The 21,421-nt window shown below is 60.3% G+C and carries 19 protein-coding genes and 2 tRNA genes; 16 read left to right on the forward strand and 5 right to left on the reverse strand.

From position 1 onward, the window contains the following. Positions 1–2: 2 nt before the first annotated feature. From AAE021_RS03510 to AAE021_RS03540, 7 genes are all read left to right on the forward strand, one after another. On the forward strand, positions 3–617 hold the full coding sequence (locus AAE021_RS03510; RefSeq protein WP_342024271.1) for a hypothetical protein: 615 nt from the start codon (positions 3–5) through the stop codon (positions 615–617). Between the two features lie 41 nt (positions 618–658). Further along, complete coding sequence (gene gltX / locus AAE021_RS03515) at positions 659–2,173, forward strand: glutamate--tRNA ligase (RefSeq protein ID WP_342024272.1); 1,515 nt, start codon at positions 659–661, stop codon at positions 2,171–2,173. Between the two features lie 23 nt (positions 2,174–2,196). Further along, entirely contained in the window at positions 2,197–2,934 is a 738-nt protein-coding gene (locus AAE021_RS03520; protein ID WP_342024273.1) for an HAD family hydrolase, read from the forward strand. Between the two features lie 120 nt (positions 2,935–3,054). Beyond that, positions 3,055–3,126: transfer RNA gene (locus AAE021_RS03525), tRNA-Gln, on the forward strand. Positions 3,127–3,253: 127 nt separating this feature from the next. Then, positions 3,254–3,326, forward strand: a tRNA-Glu gene (locus tag AAE021_RS03530). A 215-nt stretch (positions 3,327–3,541) separates the two neighbouring features. Then, positions 3,542–5,431, forward strand: coding sequence for a hypothetical protein (locus AAE021_RS03535; RefSeq protein ID WP_342024274.1), 1,890 nt, complete (start codon positions 3,542–3,544; stop codon positions 5,429–5,431). A gap of 45 nt (positions 5,432–5,476) precedes the next feature. Then, the gene (locus AAE021_RS03540) at positions 5,477–6,406 is read left to right on the forward strand and encodes a glycosyltransferase (RefSeq protein WP_342024275.1); all 930 of its coding nucleotides are present in this window, start codon (positions 5,477–5,479) and stop codon (positions 6,404–6,406) included. Positions 6,407–6,515: 109 nt separating this feature from the next. Here the strand turns inward: AAE021_RS03540 and AAE021_RS03545 are convergent, their stop codons facing one another. After that, complete coding sequence (locus AAE021_RS03545) at positions 6,516–7,334, reverse strand: ATP-grasp fold amidoligase family protein (protein ID WP_342024276.1); 819 nt, start codon at positions 7,332–7,334, stop codon at positions 6,516–6,518. Positions 7,335–8,235: 901 nt separating this feature from the next. Between AAE021_RS03545 and AAE021_RS03550 the strand changes: the two genes are divergently transcribed. Then, a complete protein-coding gene (locus AAE021_RS03550; protein WP_342024277.1) occupies positions 8,236–9,177 on the forward strand; it encodes a hypothetical protein in 942 nt (313 codons plus the stop codon). A 151-nt stretch (positions 9,178–9,328) separates the two neighbouring features. Next, positions 9,329–10,330: a thiamine-phosphate kinase gene (gene thiL, locus AAE021_RS03555; RefSeq protein WP_425362442.1), complete on the forward strand. Its 1,002-nt coding sequence runs from the start codon at positions 9,329–9,331 to the stop codon at positions 10,328–10,330. Here thiL and AAE021_RS03560 read toward each other — a convergent pair. The 3 genes from AAE021_RS03560 to AAE021_RS03570 all read right to left on the reverse strand — a co-directional run bounded on the left by AAE021_RS03560 (position 10,327) and on the right by AAE021_RS03570 (position 12,471). Then, positions 10,327–11,187 carry an ATP-grasp fold amidoligase family protein gene (locus tag AAE021_RS03560; protein ID WP_342024279.1) on the reverse strand — a complete coding sequence of 287 codons (861 nt, stop codon included), beginning with the start codon at positions 11,185–11,187 and terminating at the stop codon, positions 10,327–10,329. The two genes, thiL and AAE021_RS03560, sit on opposite strands and share 4 nt — an antisense overlap. 75 nt (positions 11,188–11,262) lie before the next feature. After that, positions 11,263–11,685, reverse strand: coding sequence for a potassium channel family protein (locus tag AAE021_RS03565; RefSeq protein ID WP_342024280.1), 423 nt, complete (start codon positions 11,683–11,685; stop codon positions 11,263–11,265). Between the two features lie 54 nt (positions 11,686–11,739). Next, positions 11,740–12,471, reverse strand: a complete 732-nt coding sequence (locus AAE021_RS03570; protein WP_342024281.1) for an IclR family transcriptional regulator — start codon at positions 12,469–12,471, stop codon at positions 11,740–11,742. A gap of 141 nt (positions 12,472–12,612) precedes the next feature. On the opposite strand from AAE021_RS03570, the gene leuC reads away from it, so the two are divergent. From leuC to AAE021_RS03600, 6 genes are all read left to right on the forward strand, one after another. Then, positions 12,613–14,106, forward strand: coding sequence for a 3-isopropylmalate dehydratase large subunit (gene leuC, locus AAE021_RS03575; RefSeq protein WP_342024282.1), 1,494 nt, complete (start codon positions 12,613–12,615; stop codon positions 14,104–14,106). Between the two features lie 9 nt (positions 14,107–14,115). Further along, complete coding sequence (leuD, locus tag AAE021_RS03580; protein ID WP_342024283.1) at positions 14,116–14,715, forward strand: 3-isopropylmalate dehydratase small subunit; 600 nt, start codon at positions 14,116–14,118, stop codon at positions 14,713–14,715. Positions 14,716–15,003: 288 nt separating this feature from the next. After that, positions 15,004–16,341, forward strand: a complete 1,338-nt coding sequence (murA, locus tag AAE021_RS03585; RefSeq protein ID WP_342024284.1) for a UDP-N-acetylglucosamine 1-carboxyvinyltransferase — start codon at positions 15,004–15,006, stop codon at positions 16,339–16,341. An 8-nt stretch (positions 16,342–16,349) separates the two neighbouring features. Then, positions 16,350–17,162 (forward strand): lysophospholipid acyltransferase family protein, encoded by an 813-nt coding sequence (locus tag AAE021_RS03590; protein WP_342024285.1) that lies wholly within the window; start codon positions 16,350–16,352, stop codon positions 17,160–17,162. After that, a complete protein-coding gene (locus AAE021_RS03595) occupies positions 17,159–18,202 on the forward strand; it encodes an NAD(P)H-dependent glycerol-3-phosphate dehydrogenase (protein WP_342024286.1) in 1,044 nt (347 codons plus the stop codon). The genes AAE021_RS03590 and AAE021_RS03595 overlap by 4 nt, the downstream gene beginning before the upstream one ends. 89 nt (positions 18,203–18,291) lie before the next feature. After that, complete coding sequence (locus AAE021_RS03600) at positions 18,292–19,401, forward strand: D-alanine--D-alanine ligase family protein (protein WP_342025296.1); 1,110 nt, start codon at positions 18,292–18,294, stop codon at positions 19,399–19,401. A 33-nt stretch (positions 19,402–19,434) separates the two neighbouring features. On the opposite strand, the gene AAE021_RS03605 is transcribed toward AAE021_RS03600, so the two are convergent. Then, positions 19,435–19,911 carry a DUF3515 domain-containing protein gene (locus AAE021_RS03605; protein ID WP_342024287.1) on the reverse strand — a complete coding sequence of 159 codons (477 nt, stop codon included), beginning with the start codon at positions 19,909–19,911 and terminating at the stop codon, positions 19,435–19,437. Positions 19,912–20,006: 95 nt separating this feature from the next. Between AAE021_RS03605 and AAE021_RS03610 the strand changes: the two genes are divergently transcribed. Beyond that, on the forward strand, positions 20,007–21,023 hold the full coding sequence (locus AAE021_RS03610; RefSeq protein ID WP_342024288.1) for an LCP family protein: 1,017 nt from the start codon (positions 20,007–20,009) through the stop codon (positions 21,021–21,023). Positions 21,024–21,421: the final 398 nt, after the last annotated feature.

The raw sequence follows: 21,421 nt of genomic DNA on the forward strand, positions 1-21,421 counted from the left end.
GCATGAGCGTTCCAGGCGCCGGACCGGTGCGCAGCTCCGCTCTGGTCCGGCGCTTTTCGCCGCCCGGGGCTGTGTGGGCCGCTGCCCTGTTCGCAGCCCCTTGGCTGAACGATGACGGCCTCACCGCCCTGGTGTGGGGGGTGGGAGCAGCCGTGCTGATCGCCCTGTTTCCGTGGGTGCTGGTGACGGTTCTGGATAAGCGCGGAGACCTGCGGCGCGGCATTGACCGGCTCGGCGCCTCACCGGTGATCCTTGGGGTGTTCGGCGCGGCATTTCTGGTGCTTCGCATTATCCGCTGGACCGACGGACCCAGGGCTTTGGCCGCCGTCGTCTTCGGAATGATTACCGCCTATGCCCTCACCGTTGTAGTCTCCAGAGCGGTCCGGCTCGACTGGGCGGAGGTCACCTATGCAGCGGCAGCGGTCCTGCTTCCGGTCCTTCTCTACCTGTTGTTTCCGGGCGTCGTGGGTACGGTTCTGGCCGCAGCCCTCGCCGGTTTGTGTATCGGAGTTCTGATCAGGGAACGCCAAACCAGGGGCAAAACCGCTGCCGCAGCCGCTGTGGGGGTGCTGGCCGGAGGGGGTGTCTTTCTCTGGCTGCTGCAGTACAGCCTCTAAACGTCGGGGCCGGCTGATCAAGAGACTAAACTGAAAGCATCATGACTAACCTGCCTTCACTTGCCGAACTGCCCACCGTCGATGACAGCACACCCGTGCGCGTGCGTTTCTGTCCTTCCCCCACAGGTACCCCGCACGTGGGTTTGATCCGGACCGCCCTGTTCAACTGGGCCTATGCCAAGCACACCGGCGGCACCATGGTGTTCCGCATCGAGGACACCGACACCGCGCGTGACAGCGAAGAGAGCTTCCTGCAGCTCCTCGACGCGCTCGACTGGCTGGGCATCACCTGGGATGAAGGCGTCAACGTGGGCGGCCCGCATGAGCCGTACCGCCAGTCCCAGCGCGGCGATATCTACCAAGACGTCATCGGCAAGCTCAAGGATGCCGGCCACCTGTATGAGTCGTACTCGACGCCCGAAGAGATCGAGGCCCGCCACCGTGCCGCCGGCCGCGACATCAAGTTGGGCTACGACAACTACGACCGGGACCTGACGCCCGAGCAGATCGAAGCCTTCAAAGCCGAAGGCCGGCAGCCCGTGCTGCGCGTGCGCATGCCCGACGAGGACATCACGTTCAACGACCTGGTCCGCGGGGAAATCACGTTCAAGGCCGGGACGGTTCCGGACTTCGTCGTCGTCCGAGCCAACGGCGCCCCGCTCTACACGCTCGTGAACCCGGTCGATGACGCGCTCATGGGCATCACCCACGTGCTCCGCGGCGAAGACCTGCTCTCCTCCACACCCCGCCAGATCGCGCTGTACCGAGCACTGATCGACGTCGGAGTCGCTCAGTACATGCCGCTGTTCGGACACCTGCCCTACGTCATGGGCGGCGGCAACAAGAAGCTGTCCAAGCGTGATCCGGAGTCCAGTCTCTTCCTGCACCGCGAACGCGGGTTCATCCCCGAGGGACTGCTGAACTACCTCTCGCTCCTGGGCTGGTCCCTGTCCGCGGACGAGGACATCTTCACCGTTGACCAGCTCGTGGAGAAGTTCGACATCCACGACGTGTTGGCCAACCCGGCCCGCTTTGACCTGAAGAAGGCCGAAGCCATCAACGGCACCCACGTGCGGATGCTGGACGCAGATGACTTCCGCAACCGCCTGGTCCCGTACCTGCAGCAGGCCGGATTGGTGGGGGAGACCCTGACCGCACGCGAGGAGGAAGTCCTCACCGAGGCCGCACCGCTGGTCCAAGAGCGCATCACCCTGCTGGGTGAAGCTCCGGAGATGCTCAGCTTCCTTTTCAAGGCCGACGACGCCATTGACGTGGCCGACGACGCCCGCAAAGGACTCCCCGAGAACCTCACGGAGGTGCTGGACGCTGCCATTGCTGCGCTGGAACCGGTCACGGATTGGACGGCCGAGAACATTCAGGAAGCGCTGCGCACGGCCCTGGTGGAGGAACTGGACATCAAGCCACGCAAGGCCTTCGGCCCGGTCCGCACCGCCGTATCCGGGCGCCGCATTTCGCCGCCGCTGTTCGAATCCATGGTCATCCTGGGCAAGGACTCCTCGCTGGCCCGTATCCGCGCTTTCCGCAACGCGGGCTGACGCAGGCCAAGGAACAGGAAACAATGCAGCCAATGCAGGTCCACGGGGTACTTTTCGACATTGACGAGACGCTCGTGGACCTGCATGCTGCCATGGGCACCACGCTGCGGGCCCTTGGCGGGCACGATCTCGCGCACTTCACGGCGGACGAGTGGACCGTATTCACGGCACTTTTTACCGCTGACCCGGAAGGGTACTACGACCGGTATCTGGCCGGAGAGCTGTCCTTCGCGGACCAGCGGGTCCGCCGCGTGCAGCATGCCCGGCTCGGCACGGGCCAGCCGCTGCTCGACGATGACACCGCGCAGGCCTGGAACACCACTTACGAGGCGACGCTGCCGCTGCACTTCCGGGCGTTCGACGACGTGGCGCCGCTGCTGGACGAGCTGGACGCCAGAGGCATCCCCTACGGCGCAGTGAGCAACAATGTCCATGACTACCAGCGTGCCAAGCTCGACGCCGCAGGCCTGGAACGGATCAAGGTCCTCGTGGGCATCGACACTGTGGGAGCTACAAAGCCGGATCCCGCCATCTTCCACGAAGGCGTGCGGCTGCTGGGAACTGACGCGGCCGGCACCTTGTACGTCGGGGACAACCTGTCCGTTGACGCCCTGGGGGCGGCCGCGGCTGGCCTCCAGGGCGTATGGCTGGACCGCTCCGGCAATCCGATGGCTGCACTGACGGACGACGGGGCCCCTGCGGTGGATGGAATCTCTGTGGTGCGGACCCTTATCGAGGTGGGGCGGCTCACCGCCCGCTGATGGCGGAGACGGCACCTCCGGAAGCGTTTTGTACTTCCTCCGGAACCGGTGTATAGTTATATCTCGTGCTGAGGGGTTGCAGCGGGGAATTACTTCTCCGAAACGGCCCGAAAAGCGCAGTGGGATATGGTGTAATTGGCAACACATCGGTTTCTGGTACCGACATTCTAGGTTCGAGTCCTGGTATCCCAGCGGTTCTCAGATCGATAAAGAATTATCGATTTGAAGATCAGCAGTAAGTGTGAAAGGCTTACTGAGTTCAATTCGAGATTGAGCAAAAAGGAAGCAAGTTGCCTTCACGGGCAGAATGCTTGTACATGGCCCCATCGTATAGCGGCCTAGTACGCTGCCCTCTCACGGCGGTAACGCGGGTTCGAATCCCGCTGGGGTCACAACCAAAAGGTCCTCGGAGTTAACTCCGAGGACCTTTTTGCATATCCAACAATAAAAATACAGCAACACAGGTGAAGGCCATGAAAAGCCGGGCGAACTTCCTATAGTAAAATTGGGATGAGCAAAACTGAAACCTGCTATTGGATTCCGTGCTTAACACCAGACGTTCTGCTCGTCACCGAATCCAATATCAATGTATAGGAAGTGGTGCAATATGGGGGAAACTCAAGGCCAGACCTTGGATGAATTTGGGAAAAGCGTCCCAATTGCAGTCGGGAGCCGCTCCCTTGTCCTATCAATTCAGTCATGGTCTGACAAACCAGGGGTTGAAAAGGCTGGATTAATTTCATACGCGTTCTATGACAAGAACGAAGCCGAAATCAAGCCATCAGGACGGTATTCGAACAGCGCGCAGCTTGGGCCCTATTTCTACCTAACTACCAGTGGGGCAGACGGTACAGCGATCACCCGGGCAGAATTATTGGTTCCTAACGGAGCGGTAAGGTGTGAGCTCAAAGGCCATATATGGAAGACAGGTGTGCATACTCATTTGCAGACGCCACCTAGAGTCAGCCAGCCCGGGAGCAATCAGGATTCCGTATTTGACCAGGACGGCGGTCAATTCATCCCAATGGACGCAGCGGACTTCGTTGGAACCTACGATGTGGACAAGCTCTCCGACACGGTGGTTGTCAGCAGTTCTTTCCGTGCGGTGAATTCGGCGAAGTCATCCAAAGCGCTGATTCTCGTCGAGCTCCTGGACGCAAATGGCGAAGTGTTATTGCCAGCTGGAGACCTTCCTGTCAACCCAACGGAAGGGCCGTTCATCTACTTGGAAAGCCCTGAGGGTGAAGAGACAGCGTCTTCTAAAACCGCTTCCATACGCATTCCAGTTGACTGTGCACAGCTGAGGCTCCGTGGTCGGCATTGGTCTGGCGATTCCATTGAACTGTTGGAACCGCCGGCTATCAGTTATGGCAGCGGAGTGAGCGACGTACAAGGGGCTATGTCCGATTTTCTAGAATCTGTCCCCTTGGAAGCTAGTCTTATTGTTATCTATACCACTGCACGAGCTATCGGAAGCGGAAGTCTCCTCTTACGGTCAAACAGGCTCGCACTCGAGTATGCTGACGCTGGCAACTGGGTCTTATTTTTCCCCTTCGGCTCCCTTGCGGAGGATGAGCCGGTGCGGCCACATGAGCGAATACTACAGGCTGAGCGCCAACATTTTCGAACATTCATGGATCTAGCGATGCGGCGCCAGGGTAAAAACAACAAGTTTATCTGTTCGTCCTTCTCCGATCTAAATGTTGCAGCCTCAATGGATCGAATGCGAGACAACTCGTGGACAGTTGTATATGAGGTTCGGGATGATATGGAAGAGTTTCATAGAGTGGGATACTCAAAATGGTTTAATCCACTCTTGGAGGCCAGAGTTGCGAAGCGCGCTGATAAAATCGTAGCTGTAAGCCCTCGATTGAAGGAGAAAGTGGAGACTATCAGCGGTCGCTCGGACGTCCATTTGATTCCAAATGCAGCTCCGGACGAACTTGTGTTTCAAACGTCATACCTGCGGCATCCGAAATCCATCGAAGCACGAATGAAGTCTCGCACTGTAGGCTACATCGGCCACCTAACGCCTTCATGGTTTGACTGGGATCTCCTTATCCAAGCGGCCAGAGCATTACCTTCCATTGACTTTGAGATAATCGGTCACGGTTTCCCTAAGGGACTCCAGCTACCCATAAACGTGACATATCTTGGAGCTATGCCGCATCGGGAGTGCATTCAGTATGCCGAGCGATGGAGGGCGGGTCTTATTCCTTTCAAAATTTCTCCACTCACCTATGGTGTTGATCCGAACAAGATTTATGAATATGTTGCGATGGGACTCAGAACGGTGTCGGCCCCCATGGGCTCCGTACAGGATATTCCTGGCACCTGGGTATATGAGAATGTGCAGGGTGCCGTAGCAGGCATCGAGGATGCGGTAACAAGAGAAATCACTGATGAAGAGCTCTCAGAGTATGACGAGTATATTCGTGATACAAAATGGTCAGATCGAGCACGCCAAATGCTTGAGCTTCTGGAGGGGGAATCATAAATGAAACGAATATTGTGCATATATGTTAATTGTTCTCTAGGCGGCATGACCAGCGTCTATAGAGCGAGGGCGCTATCCAGGCCAGATGTCCATTTTGATTTTATTTTTCTCAATGACAGGGGCGGATTAGGAGCATACGAATCGATTCCGAATTGTTCCGTCCGCATAGTAGCAAGGGAACGCCTTTTCAACTATGTAAATTATCTTTTGAAAAACTTTACATATAGTGAAATCAGTATTACTAGTATTCCAGATCTTCCAGCAGCGATTAAGTGGGATGGGCAGATAGAGGTCTGCTACGAGTTCCATTCTCCTATTCCGAGTATCATAGATGCTGAAATTCGGAAGCTAGATTTTGGCTCTATAGATGTTGTGCGTACGCCAAGTGATTGGGCAAGTGAACTTGTCCGGCAGCGCCTGCCTCGGAGGCAGCACGTCCAGGTTATTACTGAGCATAATATCGTGGATGAGCTCACATTCCGTCCGGCCGGTGAGATAGCACCAACAGCGAAGCGCGAAAATCATATTCCTGTTCTCTGGATTGGTAGATTTGAAAATTCCCAGAAAAACTATGTCGACTTTTTACGGGTTCTGTCCCTTTTGCCGGAGGCCTATTACGGGCTAATGGTAGTAAGCCTTGAGACCGATCCCACTAGGATGGCTCAGGTCCTAGGCGCTGCCGCATATTATGGTGTAGAGGATCGTTTAGACGTTTATTTGAATGTGGCGCAGAAAGACATGGGCTCTATTCACAGGATGGTGGCGTCGCAGGGTGGAGTCTTCTGTAGTACGTCGCTTTCTGAAACCTTCGGATACGGTGTTGCTGAGGCAGGAAAGTGTGATGTTCCGGTAGTGGCCTACGATGTAGGACCCCTTAAAGAACATACAATTCAACATGTTCGCTACGTTCCAGTTGGCTCTTTGACTGGGATGGCGGAAGGCATACTGCATTTGAGTCATACAGTCTCAGTCTAGGAGCCGATGATGAGTAGCTGGCTCAGCGTATTCACGCCAGCTACTCATCGCGGCCGTTTCATGCTGGTCTCAGCGGCATTGAAGTGAGGAAGGCCGGAGCTGAGATTCCCTACAGCGATCCGCTGAGCCTGTCCGCAGCCTCATCCCACATTCTGCCGAGCCTCTCGGCTTCGCTCTGACTCATGATCTTCCGGTCACGGTAGTAAAAGGTGCCTGGAAAAAATGTGACTTCGCCGAGGACAACCCCTGTGGGCGTATCGTATAAGTCCACCCTGCAGAATGCCGTCGGGACAGCTGTAGAAACCCGTTTAGCTACTTCAAGAAGTTGCTTCCAGTTTGTGGGCGTCTTTGCTTCTACAATCGCTTCAAGCTGTTTTGCTTTTTCAGCAACAGAGTACCTATGCTTCACGTCCGGAAAGGGAAGAAACTCTCCGTCGAAGTACATCGCCTGTGCTGCCGACCCGCTAAGATGATCCTCTTTCAGAATCATCCCGATCTCGCCTTGGAACGCATAGAACCGGATATCTTGGGGCGGCGTAGAACCGTTTTCATCCCTCAGTAGTTCCTCCACGATGAAGTCGCCCACACCTGGGTCATCGTAGTAGCGAGACGCTATGTCTTTGCACGTCTCCAAAATGGTGTCAAGATGGATGATGTCTCCATTTATCAAGTTTTTGAATGTTGCCCCTTCGTCGCGTGCGAGTAACATAACGCCGATCGATGTGGACGCAAACGCTGGCTTGAGCACAAATTCAGATGGAAAGTCAAATGTTCTAAGGTCCCGTTGTAATCCCCTGAAATGTACCGCCGGGGTGCGGACTCCGATCAGGTCACAAAACTGACGTATGAGTTTTTTATCGCCGATACGTGCCGGTACGTGGCTCTCTTTGCCCTGAAGGCGTAACTGCATGTGTTCAAAATAATCCATGGGAATACTCTAATCCATCGCTGCTATTAGGAGAGACCACTTCCTATAATCCGAGACCCTCTCATTCCTTGCGTGCAGCAGGAGTCTCACATGGGTGGGCATGGACTGCCAACTCCGTTTTTTTACTGCGACAAAGCCAGGCCTTGTGTCAGTCATGGTAGTCGGCCCCCGGTTTGTTCACAAAATGTCGACTATCGCGAAATTTCGACGGCGAACTGTTCACTGCTGAAGACCCATCGTGTTAGACAGCGGCTCGCACTGTGTATCCTTATGAGTAGAATACATCGAAAGACTAGCCTTTTAGTTTGTCGCATATGTGCCATTCTTTGGTGCTAGTGTTACTATTACCTACAGAATATATGAGAGTTAGTTCAAGGTCTCCTATCCGCGTTTATATTGTGGCGATCTAAGGAAAGTTTCTGAAAGGACATTCTATTTCCGGCTGAGGTTAGGTGGTGGGAGATACAATGTGCCAACGCAAGGCATGTTCCGGCCTGCCGCTCGTAAGACATATTGACGATAGACCTGCTTTCCATACCCTATTTTTTGCTGCTTGCGCAATACTTTGGCTTGGATGAACGCGGCGATCGGACCTCCCATGCGGAAGGTTTGTCCCCTGCTCGTGGGAGTGACGCAACCTCAGTCATCTTGCACTGCCTGGAATTGTCATGCCGTTTGTTCTTCGTGCCCTCGGATAACTGCGCGTCTATGGACAGAGCATATTGGTGTTCCGACTTCGCGCAGAGCCTAAGCACTTATAGTGGATTAGTATGGCTCGTAGCCATGCCATAAATAGTAACGAGTAAATTTACCAATGTGGCCTAATTTAGGCACAATTAAACTCATGTCAGCGGGTTATGCAAGATTTCCGTTTGTCCGTTTATAGTTCGAAGTTTTGGTTATGGAAGAGAGTGTTCTGATGAGCTCGAGTGGCAAAGAGGTTTCGCCGGATGTTCAAGCCCTGCAAGACTCTGGCGTGAATGTGCCACTGTTTGCGGTTGAGACGTTGGATAGTTTCGATCCTGATCCGGTGCTGGGTGCGGCCAAGTATCGTCACAGTTTAGAGAACGGAACTCACCTTGACGCACTGCTCGTGAATAAGCGTGCAGACGTTCTAGTTGTGAGCTTCCATGGTGCCACAGACCGAGAAAAGAACACGCTCCCTCGATTTGAGCGGCTTCGTTCCTTTTTGGACTATGAAGTTTCGTCTATGTATTTCACTGACCCGGCTCTATGGCTGAACCATAAGAATTACTTTCAACTTGCTTGGTTTACCGGGTGGGACGGATTTGACGCACAGCGTTCAGCCGTCGAGTGGGTGATGAAGGCCGCGAAAGCGATCGGCGCTAGTCGTATTCTTTTCACGGGTGCGTCCGGGGGCGGATTTGTTGCTCTTCAGGTCTCGGCCCTTGTGCCTGGTTCCCTTGCTCTGGCGTTCAACCCCCAGACGAGCATTTATGGATACCTTGCAAACGGGCATGCATGGGGGGCTCAGAAAAACTACCGCAACGTTGTCTGGCCTCATATTGATGCTCCGGCGGTTGGCCCCGAGATGGATTGGACCACGAAGCTTGACGATCGCGTTTCCGCCCTCAGACGCTACTCCAAACCGACAGCCAATCATGTGCTCTATGCGACGAACACACTGGAGTTCCATCATGAGCAGCATTACCTGCCATTTATATCTGCCGCGGAATCGGGTGGAAATATAGAACGCGTGGACACCTTTTTCTATGAACATACAACCCAGCACACGCCGCCAGGCCCTGAACACTTTAGTGCAGCGATGAAAGAGGCTCTTAGCTTGATTAGCAAATTACCTCCGACCGATTCTCTGTCCTAGGCTCGCGCTACGAATGGTTTGGCGCCGAGTCAATCAGGGTAGCGAAAGATGCCGCCAAGAAAATCGTTTCAGAGATCGGCCCAGGACGAATCATGATAAGTTCTGGCGGTGATCTGTAGTGGTTTCAACTTTTTGACCTAAAGGAAGACCTGTGCCCAGTAATGTGCCCGCAGTAGCGGACCTGGACGAAAAATCCTTACTTGCCCTGATTTTTCCTCGGTTGGGCAAGTCACATGCACTGCTGGGTCCCGGAGATGACGCGGCGCTCATTTCGTCGCCGGACGGACGCACCGCCATCTCGATCGATACTCTGGTCCAGGATGCCGACTTCCGGCTGACATGGCCGTCGGGGTACCGCACCAGCGGATTCGACGTCGGCTGGAAATGTGCCGCCCAGAACCTCTCCGACATCAACGCCATGGGCGGTGTCGCCACATCGCTGGTGGTGAGCCTGACCCTGCCCGGCAGCACTGCCGTGGCTTGGGTGGAAGACCTCGCTGACGGACTCGCAGCTGCCATCTGTGAGCTGGCCGGTGGCACCGACCGGTGTTCCGTCGTCGGCGGCGATCTCGGCCGCGGCCGGGAGATCGTGGTGACAGCGGCGGTCACCGGAGACCTGCAGGGGCGGGACCCCGTGCTCCGCTCTGGTGCCCGTCCCGGTGATCAGCTTGCCCACGCGGGGTCACTTGGTCTAGCTGCCGGCGGCCTCGCCGTCCTGGACAGCAACCTGAGCTACGCAGAAATGGACGAGACTCTTCTGGCCCTCGTCGCGGCCCAGTGCCGCCCGCGTCCGCCGCTGCAGCAAGGCCCCCGGGCAGCGGCAGCCGGCGCCACCGCCATGCTGGACATTTCCGACGGCCTGGTGCGGGACGCCGGGCGTATTGCGCACGCCTCGGCGGTGGGCATCGATCTCGACCCTGCAGTGCTTGCTCCCCGGGCTGGCTGCCTGGAGCGCGAAGCAGCACGGGTTGGTGCGGATCCTTTGGCCTGGGTGCTTGGCGGCGGCGAGGACCATGGATTGCTTGCCACTTTCCCGGCAGGCACCCTGTTGCCGGAGGGCTTCCAGTGGTTGGGAACCGTGCACGTGGGCGCGGGCGTCACCTACGGGGGAGAAGCTCCCCGGATCGAGGGCTGGGACCACTTCGCAGGCTAAGCCGGTGCATGGGCGGGCCTTAGCGAAAGACGAGCGGTAGAAAACTCTGGATATGCCTGTCCATTCACGAGGTCAGTGTGAAGGCGTCCGGCAGCCGAAACCATGAGGCTGCCCAGTCGTTTGTCGGTGCGGGCATCGAACTGTGACGCTCCACCTGGCTTCGGCGTGAACTCGTTGAGGACGGGGCCATCAGGAGAGGCTAGGAAATCGATGCGCAGGAACGGAGCGGGAACGCTGAGGCTGATTTTCTTAGCCAGCTCGATGTAACCGTCGGGAATGCCGTTCCCAGCAAACAAGCGATCTGTGTATTTCCCTGTTCGAACCACTTGTCCGTCTGATCCGTACCAGCAGCGTCGGACTTCAGGTGACCTCACGGTCTCCAAGACCAGGCCGACCACGCCGTAGAAGCAGTAGAACTTTATGTCTCGGGCTGGCAGCGAGGGGTCGTGATCGCTGAAGACCAACCGTTCTTCGATCCAAGCATCGTCCGCCACATCGCCCGATGAAAGATCGTGCGCGATGCTCTCGCGGAGCGCTTCGATGTCAGGCAAGGAACGGTTTCGCGGCAGGTCGGTAATCGTCTCCTGTCCAAGGATATAAACGCCTTTGGACATAATTCCGGCTAGCGGTTTCACCACTGTTCCCCGGGAGAGTTCGAGATCGGTGTGGGAAACCGAGACCAGTCGGGTAATGGGCACGTCCAGGCCAAGATCCGAGGCGAACCGGTAGGCCGTAAGTTTGTTGTCCAATATCCACGCTGTCGCACCGGGCTCGATAAAGGCACGGCGGCTTTGCATGGTCACTTCATAGTGGAAGGACGGCGTGGGTTTGCCTGTTTTCGTCGCGGGAGACGCCATCTATTCGTGGACCTTTCTTCATGGCCGTACGGATGCGCTTGGCCCAAAACAGACTATCGCACGCACCAATTTCACCTAGCGCAGCATATGCCTCCGGCGGATCCGCTGCGCGAGGGCAAAAAGCTCCTCCCGCGACAAATCCGGCAACTGCTCCAGCTCCTCGAGGAGTTCATCCAGGCTTGTGTTCGCCCGGGCACGGAGAATCTCCGTGTAATAGCCGACAATCACACCGGTTCCCAGCGCCACCACCAGGACCCCGTACAGCGAAACGAAGACCGTTATCAGCCTGCCCGGCATGGTGAGGGGAACAATGTCGCCGAAGCCTATGGTGGTGAAGGAAACGAAGAGGAACCACAGGGCATCACCGAAGTTCTCCATCTCCGACTCAAAGCGCGGCAGCAGCAAGGCCGCGCCGGCATAGACCATGAGGAACCCGGTGAAGACCCGCTCCGCACCAGTGGCGCGGATGATATTCCACAGCAAGCGCAGCCTTTTCATGGTTACCCCTCGGCTTGGCCCCATTCCCTTGGGTCAGAGGGTCCCAGAATAGGGCTAGTCGGCGCTCTTCCGCAGGACCTCGGTCAACTGGGCGGCCGCACGGGTGACAACTTCTGCATGGATGCGGCCGGGCTGGCGGGTCAGCCGCTCAATCGGCCCGGAGATCGAAACCGCGGCAATCACCCGGCCGGAGGGGCCGCGCACCGGGGCGGAAACGGAGGCTACGCCGGGCTCGCGTTCGCCCAGGCTCTGCGCCCACCCGCGCCGCCGCACGCCGGCCAGGACGGTGGGGGTGAAGCGGGCGTTGTGCAGGCCCTCAAACAGCCGGTCGTGATCCTCCCAGGCCAGCAGGCACTGAGCGGCGGAGCCGGCCTTCATGGACAGCTGGGTTCCCACGGGAATGGTGTCCCGCAGGCCGATGGGGCGTTCCGCGGAGGCAACGCACACCCGCCATTCCCCCTGCCGGCGGAACACCTGCGAGCTTTCGCCGGTGGCGTCGCGCAGGGCCAGCAGCACCGGTCCGGCCGCGGCGATCAGCCGGTCCTCGCCGGCAGCGGACGCCAGTTCCACCAATCGTCCGCCCAGAACGAAACGGCCCTGGATATCCCGGCCCACCAGCCGGTGGTGCGCCAGCGCGACGGCGAGGCGGTGCACGGTGGGGCGGGCCAGCCCGGTTGCGGTCACCAGCTGTGCAAGGGTGGTTGGCCCGGCTTCCAGTGCGTCAAGCACCAGCGCCGCCTTGTCGATGACTCCGACGCCGCTGGCCGGGTTTCCAGTTATGTCCATGTGCTGATACTGCCGTCTCATTATTTGAGATGCAAATTGAAAAACTGGCGCCGCCGCCGCCGGGGCTGGTTCTCTTAAACCATCGACTTTGCGCGGCCGCGTTTTTCGGCCGTGAAAGACACTTCACAAGGAGCATCGGGCATGGGTGAGCACGCAGCAAGCAGGACGCTTGCGGAGAAAGTGTGGGACGAGCACGTAGTGGTCAAGGGTGAAGACGGCGCACCGGACCTTCTCTACATCGACCTGCACCTTGTTCATGAGGTGACGTCTCCCCAGGCCTTCGAAGGGCTTCGCCTGGCGGGCCGGAAGCTGCGCCGTCCGGACCTGACCATCGCCACCGAAGACCACAACACCCCAACACTCGAGATCCACAAGCCCATTGCCGATCCGGTCAGCCGCACTCAGATTGAAACCCTGCGCGCCAACTGCGCGGAGTTCGGTGTCCGCCTGCATCCGCTCGGCGACGCCGAGCAGGGCATCGTGCACGTGGTCGGCCCGCAGCTGGGGCTGACCCAGCCGGGCCTGACGGTGGTCTGCGGCGACTCGCACACCTCCACCCACGGTGCGTTCGGCGCCCTGGCCATGGGCATCGGCACCTCCGAGGTGGAGCACGTCATGGCCACGCAGACGCTGTCGCTGAAGCCGTTCCGGACCATGGCCATCACCGTGGAGGGAACCCTGCGCCCCGGCGTGACGTCAAAGGACATCATCCTGGCCGTGATTGCCAAGATCGGCACCGGCGGCGGGCAGGGCTACGTCCTGGAGTACCGCGGTTCCGCCATCCGCTCCCTGTCCATGGAAGCGCGGATGACCATCTGCAACATGTCCATCGAGGCAGGTGCCCGTGCCGGGATGGTGGCTCCGGATGAGACCACGTTCGCCTACCTCAAGGACAAGCCCCACGCGCCGCAGGGCGCTGACTGGGACGCCGCCGTCGAGCACTGGAAGTCACTGGTAACGGACGACGACGCCGTGTTCGACGCCGAGGTGTTCCTCGATGCCAATGAGCTGGAGCCCTTTGTCACCTGGGGAACCAACCCGGGCCAGGGTGTTTCGCTGTCCGACTCCGTGCCGTTCCCGGAATCCTTCGAAGATGAAAACGCCCAGGCCGCCGCGGAGCGTGCGCTGACCTACATGGATCTGGCCGCGGGTACGCCCATGAAGGACATCCGTGTGGACACCGTGTTCCTGGGCTCGTGCACCAATAGCCGGATCGAGGACCTGCGCATCGCCGCGGACATCATCCGCGGCCGGGAGAAGGATCCGGACATCCGGATGATGGTCGTGCCGGGATCGGCCCGTGTCCGGCTGGAGGCCGAAGCCGAAGGGTTGGATCAGGTGTTCAAGGACTTCGGTGCGGAGTGGCGCTTCGCCGGCTGCTCCATGTGCCTGGGCATGAACCCGGACCAGCTGTCACCGGGGGAGCGCTGCGCGTCCACCTCCAACCGGAACTTCGAGGGGCGCCAGGGCAAGGGCGGGCGCACGCACCTTGTATCGCCCGTGATTGCCGCGGCCACCGCGGTCCGCGGAACCCTGAGTTCGCCCTCGGACCTTGAGCCGCTGGACAGCGTATCCGGTGTGCCCGCAGCATCCGCCGTGGAATCCGCCGCCGCATCAGCCAAGCCCGCCGTTTAGGAGCCCGCCATGGAAAAGATCACCACGCACACCGGCATCGGCGTTCCGCTGCGCCAGAGCAATGTGGACACCGACCAGATCATCCCCGCCGTGTACCTCAAGCGGATCACCCGCACCGGATTCGAGGATGCCCTCTTTGCCGGCTGGCGCAAGGACGAGAACTTCATCCTGAATCAGGAACCCTATAACGCCGGATCCGTGCTGGTGGCCGGCCCGGACTTCGGCACGGGCTCCTCCCGGGAGCACGCAGTGTGGGCGCTGAAGGACTACGGCTTCCGTGCCGTTCTCTCCTCCCGTTTTGCCGACATTTTCCGGGGCAATTCCGGCAAGCAAGGGCTTGTCGCCGCGCAGGTCGCCCAGGATGACATTGAGCTGATCTGGAAAGTGCTCGAAAACGCTCCGGGCACCGAGGTCACCGTGGACCTGGAATCACGCACGGTCATTTGTGGAACTGTCACGGCGCCTTTCACCATTGACGAATACACGCGGTGGCGGCTGCTCGAGGGATTGGATGATATTTCGCTCACGCTGCGGCACGAGTCGGAAATCACTCAGTTTGAATCCCTGCGTCCCTCCTTCAAGCCAACTACGCTTCCAGCGCGCACCTAGACAGAAATCCCGCACTCGGCTGTTGATTCCGGCCGGTTTCGCGTCCCTGAGCCGCACTCAGTATCATTGATGGGCCCCCTCTGGGGGCCCATCGGCGTTTTGGCGCCCCTGACGCGGTGGAGCAACCGGCGCGGACGGGGCAGGATGCAGGCGCCGAACGTGTTCCGGACACGCCGCCGGGGCCCCGTGGAGGGGCACCAATATTTCAGTATGCGGACGCTTGCTCCTATGCTTGAGTGCAGTCTCTCTTTGCTGTTGGGGCATTATAGAAAAAGAAATTAGGTGTTCATGGGTAGCGTTCTAACCATCCGTGGTGGAGTTCCTCTGACAGGAAAAGTCCCCGTCCGCGGAGCGAAGAACCTCGTTCCCAAAGCCATGGTCGCGGCACTGCTGGGCAATAGCCCGTCACTGCTCCGCAATGTCCCTGAAATCAAGGACGTTGAGGTTGTCACATCGCTGTTGAAGCTGCACGGCGTTGAAGTCACCAAGGATCCGGTAACCGGTGACCTGACCATGGATCCCCAGAACGCCAAGACCGCGGCGTCCAAGGATATTGACGCCCATGCGGGGGATTCCCGGATCCCCATCCTGCTGTGCGGCCCGCTGATGCACAGCCTTGGCGAAGCGTTCATTCCGGACCTCGGCGGCTGCAAAATCGGCGACCGGCCGATCGACTTCCACCTGCAGATGCTGCGCAACTTCGGCGCTGTCGTGGAAAAGCGTCCCGGCGGCATCTCCATCTCCGCCCCTAAGGGCCTCACCGGCGCCAAGCTGGAACTGCCGTACCCGAGCGTTGGCGCCACAGAGCAGGTGCTGCTGACCGCGGTCAAGGCCGTGGGCATCACGGAGCTGCGCGGCGCTGCCGTGGAGCCGGAGATCCTCGATCTCATTGCCGTACTCCAGAAAATGGGCGCCATCATCACGGTCCAGACGGACCGGGTCATCCGCATTGAGGGTGTCTCCGAGCTGACCGGATACAACCACCGTGCCCTGCCCGACCGCAACGAGGCCGCATCCTGGGCCTCCGCTGCGCTGGTCACCAAGGGCGACATTTATGTTGAAGGCGCCTCCCAGCAGGACCTCACGGCCTTCCTGAACACGTACCGGAAGATCGGCGGAGCGTTCGACGTCGACGACGGCGGCATCCGTTTCTACCACCCTGGCGGCGCGCTGAACCCGCTGGTGCTGGAAACCGATGTTCACCCCGGATTCATGACCGACTGGCAGCAGCCCCTGGTGGTTGCCCTCACCCAGGCCCAGGGCGTGTCCATTGTGCACGAAACCGTGTACGAGAACCGGTTTGGTTTCACCGATGCGCTCATCCGCATGGGTGCGAACATCCAGGTGCACCGCGAATGCCTCGGCAGCGTGCCGTGCCGGTTCGGCCAGCGGAACTTCCTGCATTCGGCGGTCATCTCCGGACCGGCGCATCTGAAGGGTGCCGAGATTGACATCCCGGACCTGCGCGGCGGCTTCAGCCACCTGATTGCGGCCCTGGCCGCCGAAGGAACCTCACGGGTGACGGGAATTGAACTGATCAACCGCGGTTATGAGCATTTCCTCGAAAAGCTCGAGGGCCTCGGCGCCGATTTTGACGTCACCGCCGTTCCTGCCGGAACGAGGTAACGGCCGCGATGCCTGAGTCGATCAAGTCACGGGTGGCGTTCGCCATGCTGGCGAACACACTGCGGCCGGTAATGAACATCCTGCTGCGCAAGCAGTGGGACGGGCTGGAGAACCTTCCCCGGGACACCGGATTCATTGCCTGCCCAAACCATGTGACGGAGATCGACCCGGTGGTGGTGGGGCATTTCTTCTACAACCAGAAGATCATGCCCCGCTACCTCGCCAAGGCATCCCTCTTTAAGGTGCCGGTGCTGGGCCCGGCCCTCCGCGCCACCAACCAGGTGCCGGTGGAACGGATCACGGCCGGAGCCTCCGCGTCGCTGAAAGGCGCTCGGACCGTGATCGACGCCGGTGGGGCCCTGATTGTTTATCCGGAGGGCACGCTCACCCGCGACCCTGACCTGTGGCCCATGCGGGGACGCACCGGAGCGGCCCGGCTTGCCCTGCAGACCGGAGCCCCCGTGGTGCCGATTGCACACTGGGGCGCCGAAGCTGTCCTGCCGCGCTACAGCAAGCGCCTTCACCTTGTTCCGCGGAAAACAGTTCAGCTGCGCGTGGGCAAGCCGGTGGACCTGTCGGACCTTCGAGGCCAGCCCATGACGAAGTCGGTGCTGGACACGGCCACCGAACGCATTATGGACAGCCTGACCGTCCTGGTTGCCGAGCTGCGGAACGAAAAGCCGCCGACGGTGCGCTGGGACCCGGCGGTCAAGGGACAAACGGCCATCGGCCGGAACTTTGACACGGGGCTGGAAAAGAACCCAGGCAGAGAATTGAAACAGAGCCGAGAATTGAAGCAGGACGGGACCGACAAAAAATGACCTCGCAAAAAACGCACCCGCAAGTAGTTGCAGTCCTGGGGGCAGGCAGCTGGGGAACCGTCTTCGCGAAGATCGTGGCCGACGCCGGCGCCTCACGAGGCACCGACGTCCGCGTGTGGTCCCGGCGTCCCGAGGTCGCCGCGGAAATCAACGAAAGCCACCGCAACAGCCAGTACCTGAAGGACACCGTCCTGCCGGAAAACCTCACCGCGTCAGCGGATGCCGCACAGGTGCTGGCCGGTGCGGACCTGGTGGTGCTGGCCGTCCCGGCGCAGACCCTGCGGGCGCAGCTGCGCAGCGTGCGGGACCTGATTCCGGAAGGCGCGGTCGTCGTATCCCTGATGAAGGGTCTGGAAGTGGGCACCGACTCGCGGATGAGCCAGGTTATCGAAGAGGAACTGCACTGGCCCGAAGACCGTGTAGCCGTCATTTCGGGACCGAATCTGGCGATGGAAATTGCCGCCCGGCAGCCGACGGCGTCGGTCGTGGCATGCTCGGATCTGGAGACCGCAGCCTGGATAGCCCGGGCTTGCACGGCGCCCTATTTCCGTCCCTATACCAACACTGACGTAGTGGGTACGGAAATTGGCGGAATCGTCAAAAACGTCATTGCCCTCGCCGTGGGAATCTGCGAAGGCAAAGGCATGGGGGACAACACCAAGGCCTCCGTCATGACCCGCGGTCTGGCGGAGACCACGCGGCTGGCGCTGGCGCTCGGCGGCAGCGCCGAAACCATGTCCGGCCTGGCCGGGATGGGTGACCTCATTGCCACCTGTTCCTCCCCGTTGTCCCGCAACCACACCGCCGGACGACTGCTGGCCCAGGGCTTGACGCTGGAGGAAGTCAACGCTTCCATGAAGCAGACGGCCGAAGGCATCAAGTCAGCCCAGGCCGTGCTGGACCGCGCCACCCAACTGGGCGTTTATATGCCCATTACCGAAAATGTTGTTGCCGTTCTGCAGGGGGTCATTTCTGTGGACGAGCTGGGACCGCGGCTGCTGTCCCGTGAACTGAAATCCGAAGGTGTGCACACTCCGTGACCATTGATCCGCTGACTCCCGACTCGGCCTCCACCCCCGGTGATGCCGCCGCTTCCGTACCCGGTGGTGACGCCGGCAACCAAACCAACATCCGCCGGCCGCGCGTGGCCGTGCTTTTTGGCGGACGTTCCAGCGAGCACGCCGTCAGCTGCGTCACCGCCGCCGGCGTGCTGGAAGCCATCGACCGCACCAAGTACGACGTCGTTCCGGTGGGCATCACCCGCAATGGACAGTGGACCCTGGTGTCGGCCGATCCGGCCGCATGGTCCCTGCGCTCCGAGTCCCTGCCGGAGGTTACCCCCGGCATCGAGAGCGTGGTCCTGTCCGCTGAAGGCTCCGGCTCCGATCTCGTGGCGCACTCCGAAGGCACGCTTCCGCGCAGCCTCGGCCGCGTCGACGTCGTGTTCCCGGTTCTGCATGGACCCTTCGGTGAGGACGGGACCCTGCAGGGAATGCTGGAGATGGCCGATATCCGCTACGTGGGTGCCGGTGTCCTCGCCTCGGCGGTGGGCATGGACAAGCACTACATGAAGGTGGTGTTTGAGGCAGCGGGCCTGAAGGTGGGGCCGTACGAGGTCTTGACCGACCGCCAGTGGCAGAAGGACCAGGGGGAGTGCCTGGAACGTGCCGGGAAGCTGGAGTACCCGCTGTTCGTCAAACCGGCACGGGGCGGTTCCTCCATGGGCATCACCCGCGTGACTGGACCATCCGGGTTGGCTGCCGCCATCGAAGCCGCCCGCCTGCACGATCCCAAGGTCATTGTGGAAGCCGGCATCACCGGTCGGGAAATCGAAGTGGCAGTGCTTCAGGGCCGCGGCACCGCGGATCCCCGCACCAGCCACCCGGGCGAAATTGCGGTGCAGGACGGTGAGCATGAGTGGTATGACTTCGAGGCCAAATACGTTGACGGCGCCGCCGCCGAGCTGAGCTGCCCGGCTGACCTGCCGACGGAGATCTCCAACCAGGTCCGTTCACTGGCCGCCGATGCCTTTGAAGCGGTGGGCGCTGAGGGTTTGTCCCGGGTGGACTTCTTCTACACGCCAGCCGGAGAACTGATCATCAACGAGATCAACACCATGCCCGGCTTCACGCCGGTGAGCATGTACCCGCAGATGTGGGCCAAGTCCGGCCTGCAGTACACGGAACTGATCGATGAACTGATTTCCCTGGCGCGGGAGCGGAAAACCGGCCTGCGCTAACTGCAGGCATTCAGCGCAGGGGAGCTGCCGGCACTACTGCGCCGGCAGCTCCAGGTCATTGCTGCTGATGCATTCGCGGGTCGGCTCGATCCGCGACACGGCGTTCTCCAACTGCACCAGGAGTGTGGAGGAGGACACTTCCTCCGGACTGAAGATCACCTCAATGGCGGGTTCCCGCCCGTACGTGGTGGCCGTCCACGCGGTCTCATCCTCCCGCAGGATCCAGTCGATGCCGTTCACCGTTGCACACTGCTCAGTGGTGGGTCCCGGCACGGGAACACCACAGCGCAGGATGATCTTTGACGGGTCTCCCCACGCGGAGGAGGACTGACTGTCCGTCTCACGCTGCTGCTCGCCGGCCAGCTCGGACGGCAGGGACACCATCACGGTGGCACAGTCAGGGTTGGCGGCATCCGGGGCGGGTTCGACGTCGGCTATGGGAGTGCAGGCGGTCAGGCCCACTGCAAGGGTGAGAACCGCTGCCGGAAGGGCAGCGCGGGATAGCAACATGCCCTCAAGGTTATCGGTGGAAAGCAGTTCGGTTTGAATCGGAGAAAACGGCAGGGGCCGCTAAGCTCATAACTCGGCTACTTCAAGGGAGTATTTTGACGCAGTACATCGACGGATACGAGCAACCGGGGGCACGGCCGCCCCGGCGTCGCCGGCATCCGGTCCGCACCGCCATGCTGGTCCTGCTGGTGCTCCTGCTCACCGCAGTCCTGGTGGCCGGCGGCTATCTGTGGAGCCTTGCCCACAGTTTCGACAGCGGCACCACCACCATCGAGAACGCGCTTCCGGCGGACAGCCCCGCCAAGGACCCGGCAGCGGGCAATTCGCAGAACATTCTGCTGATTGGCACCGACAGCCGCGACCCCGGCTCCGAGGCCTCCCGCTCAGACACCATGATGCTGCTGCACGTCCCCGGCGACCGAAGCACCGCCTACGTCATGTCGATCATGCGGGACACCTGGACCGAGATTCCCGGCTATGGGGAAGGCAAGATCAACTCAGCCATGGCCCAGGGGGGAGTACCGCTGGCCGTGGGCGCCGTCCAGACCATGCTTGACGCCCCGATCGACCATGTGGCGATTGTGGACTTTGAAGGATTCAGCGGACTAACCGATGCACTCGGCGGAGTGGAGGTGAACAACCCGGCGGCCTTCTCCTCCAGCATCGCCGACGACCATTTCCCGGCTGGTGTGGTGTCGCTGGACGGCGACTCCGCGCTGAACTTTGTCCGCGAACGCTATGCCTTTGCCGACGGCGACTACCAGCGGGTGCGCAACCAGCAGATCTTCCTGAGCGGATTGATCTCCGAGGTGCTGTCCAAGGAAACGCTCCTGAATCCGGTGAAGGTCAGCAAAGCCGTCTCCGAGATTTCTCCCTACCTCAGCGTGGACGAGGACCTGAATGCGGTTGCGGCGGGCAAGCTGGCCTTCTCCCTGCGCAGCCTGCGGGGGAACAACCTGATGATGTTTACGCTCCCGACACTGGGCACGGGAACGTCAAGCGACGGACAGTCTATTGTGGTCAAGGACGAAACAGCCATCGCGGACATCGCTGAGGCGCTCGACAACGATGCCATGGCTGAGTACCTGGCTGCTAACAATGGGGGACTATAACGTGGATATTCGGGCACTTGTGCGCCGGACGGGAACCGCTGCCGTGGCCGCAGCTCTCCTCACATCTGTGGCTGCCGGCCCGATATTTGCGGTGGAGACGCCGCCTCCAGGAACCGAAACCCCTGCCCCTCCCGCTCCCGTTCCGTCGGATCCTGTCCCAGTTCCCGTCCCGGAGCCCGCTCCTGCACCCGCTCCTGAACCCGCTCCGGCTCCGGCTCCAGCTCCGGAGCCCGCGCCAGCCCCAGAGCCCGCGCCAGCCCCGGAGCCTGCACCCGCACCCGCGCCCGCACCCGCGGCGCCCGCCCCCGCGATTGACCCGGCCACCGGTTACACCATTGATCCCGGCACGGGTTTCCTGATCCACCCTGGCACTGGCTGGCTGATCGAGAGCGGAAGTG

This window comes from Arthrobacter citreus (assembly GCF_038405225.1).
Classification (GTDB): Bacteria; Actinomycetota; Actinomycetes; order Actinomycetales; family Micrococcaceae; genus Arthrobacter_B; species Arthrobacter_B citreus_A.

Excerpts from the sequence above, each read along its gene's own strand:
- murA (WP_342024284.1), top strand. The coding sequence starts at position 15,004 with ATGGGTAGCGTTCTAACCATCCGTGGTGGAGTTCCTCTGACAGGAAAA.
- AAE021_RS03605 (WP_342024287.1), bottom strand. The coding sequence starts at position 19,911 with ATGTTGCTATCCCGCGCTGCCCTTCCGGCAGCGGTTCTCACCCTTGCA.
- AAE021_RS03560 (WP_342024279.1), bottom strand. The coding sequence starts at position 11,187 with ATGGCGTCTCCCGCGACGAAAACAGGCAAACCCACGCCGTCCTTCCAC.
- AAE021_RS03520 (WP_342024273.1), top strand. The coding sequence starts at position 2,197 with ATGCAGCCAATGCAGGTCCACGGGGTACTTTTCGACATTGACGAGACG.
- AAE021_RS03565 (WP_342024280.1), bottom strand. The coding sequence starts at position 11,685 with ATGAAAAGGCTGCGCTTGCTGTGGAATATCATCCGCGCCACTGGTGCG.
- leuC (WP_342024282.1), top strand. The coding sequence starts at position 12,613 with ATGGGTGAGCACGCAGCAAGCAGGACGCTTGCGGAGAAAGTGTGGGAC.
- AAE021_RS03540 (WP_342024275.1), top strand. The coding sequence starts at position 5,477 with ATGACCAGCGTCTATAGAGCGAGGGCGCTATCCAGGCCAGATGTCCAT.
- AAE021_RS03595 (WP_342024286.1), top strand. The coding sequence starts at position 17,159 with ATGACCTCGCAAAAAACGCACCCGCAAGTAGTTGCAGTCCTGGGGGCA.
- AAE021_RS03590 (WP_342024285.1), top strand. The coding sequence starts at position 16,350 with ATGCCTGAGTCGATCAAGTCACGGGTGGCGTTCGCCATGCTGGCGAAC.
- AAE021_RS03510 (WP_342024271.1), top strand. The coding sequence starts at position 3 with ATGAGCGTTCCAGGCGCCGGACCGGTGCGCAGCTCCGCTCTGGTCCGG.
- leuD (WP_342024283.1), top strand. The coding sequence starts at position 14,116 with ATGGAAAAGATCACCACGCACACCGGCATCGGCGTTCCGCTGCGCCAG.
- AAE021_RS03545 (WP_342024276.1), bottom strand. The coding sequence starts at position 7,334 with ATGGATTATTTTGAACACATGCAGTTACGCCTTCAGGGCAAAGAGAGC.
- gltX (WP_342024272.1), top strand. The coding sequence starts at position 659 with ATGACTAACCTGCCTTCACTTGCCGAACTGCCCACCGTCGATGACAGC.
- AAE021_RS03570 (WP_342024281.1), bottom strand. The coding sequence starts at position 12,471 with ATGGACATAACTGGAAACCCGGCCAGCGGCGTCGGAGTCATCGACAAG.
- AAE021_RS03535 (WP_342024274.1), top strand. The coding sequence starts at position 3,542 with ATGGGGGAAACTCAAGGCCAGACCTTGGATGAATTTGGGAAAAGCGTC.
- AAE021_RS03550 (WP_342024277.1), top strand. The coding sequence starts at position 8,236 with ATGGAAGAGAGTGTTCTGATGAGCTCGAGTGGCAAAGAGGTTTCGCCG.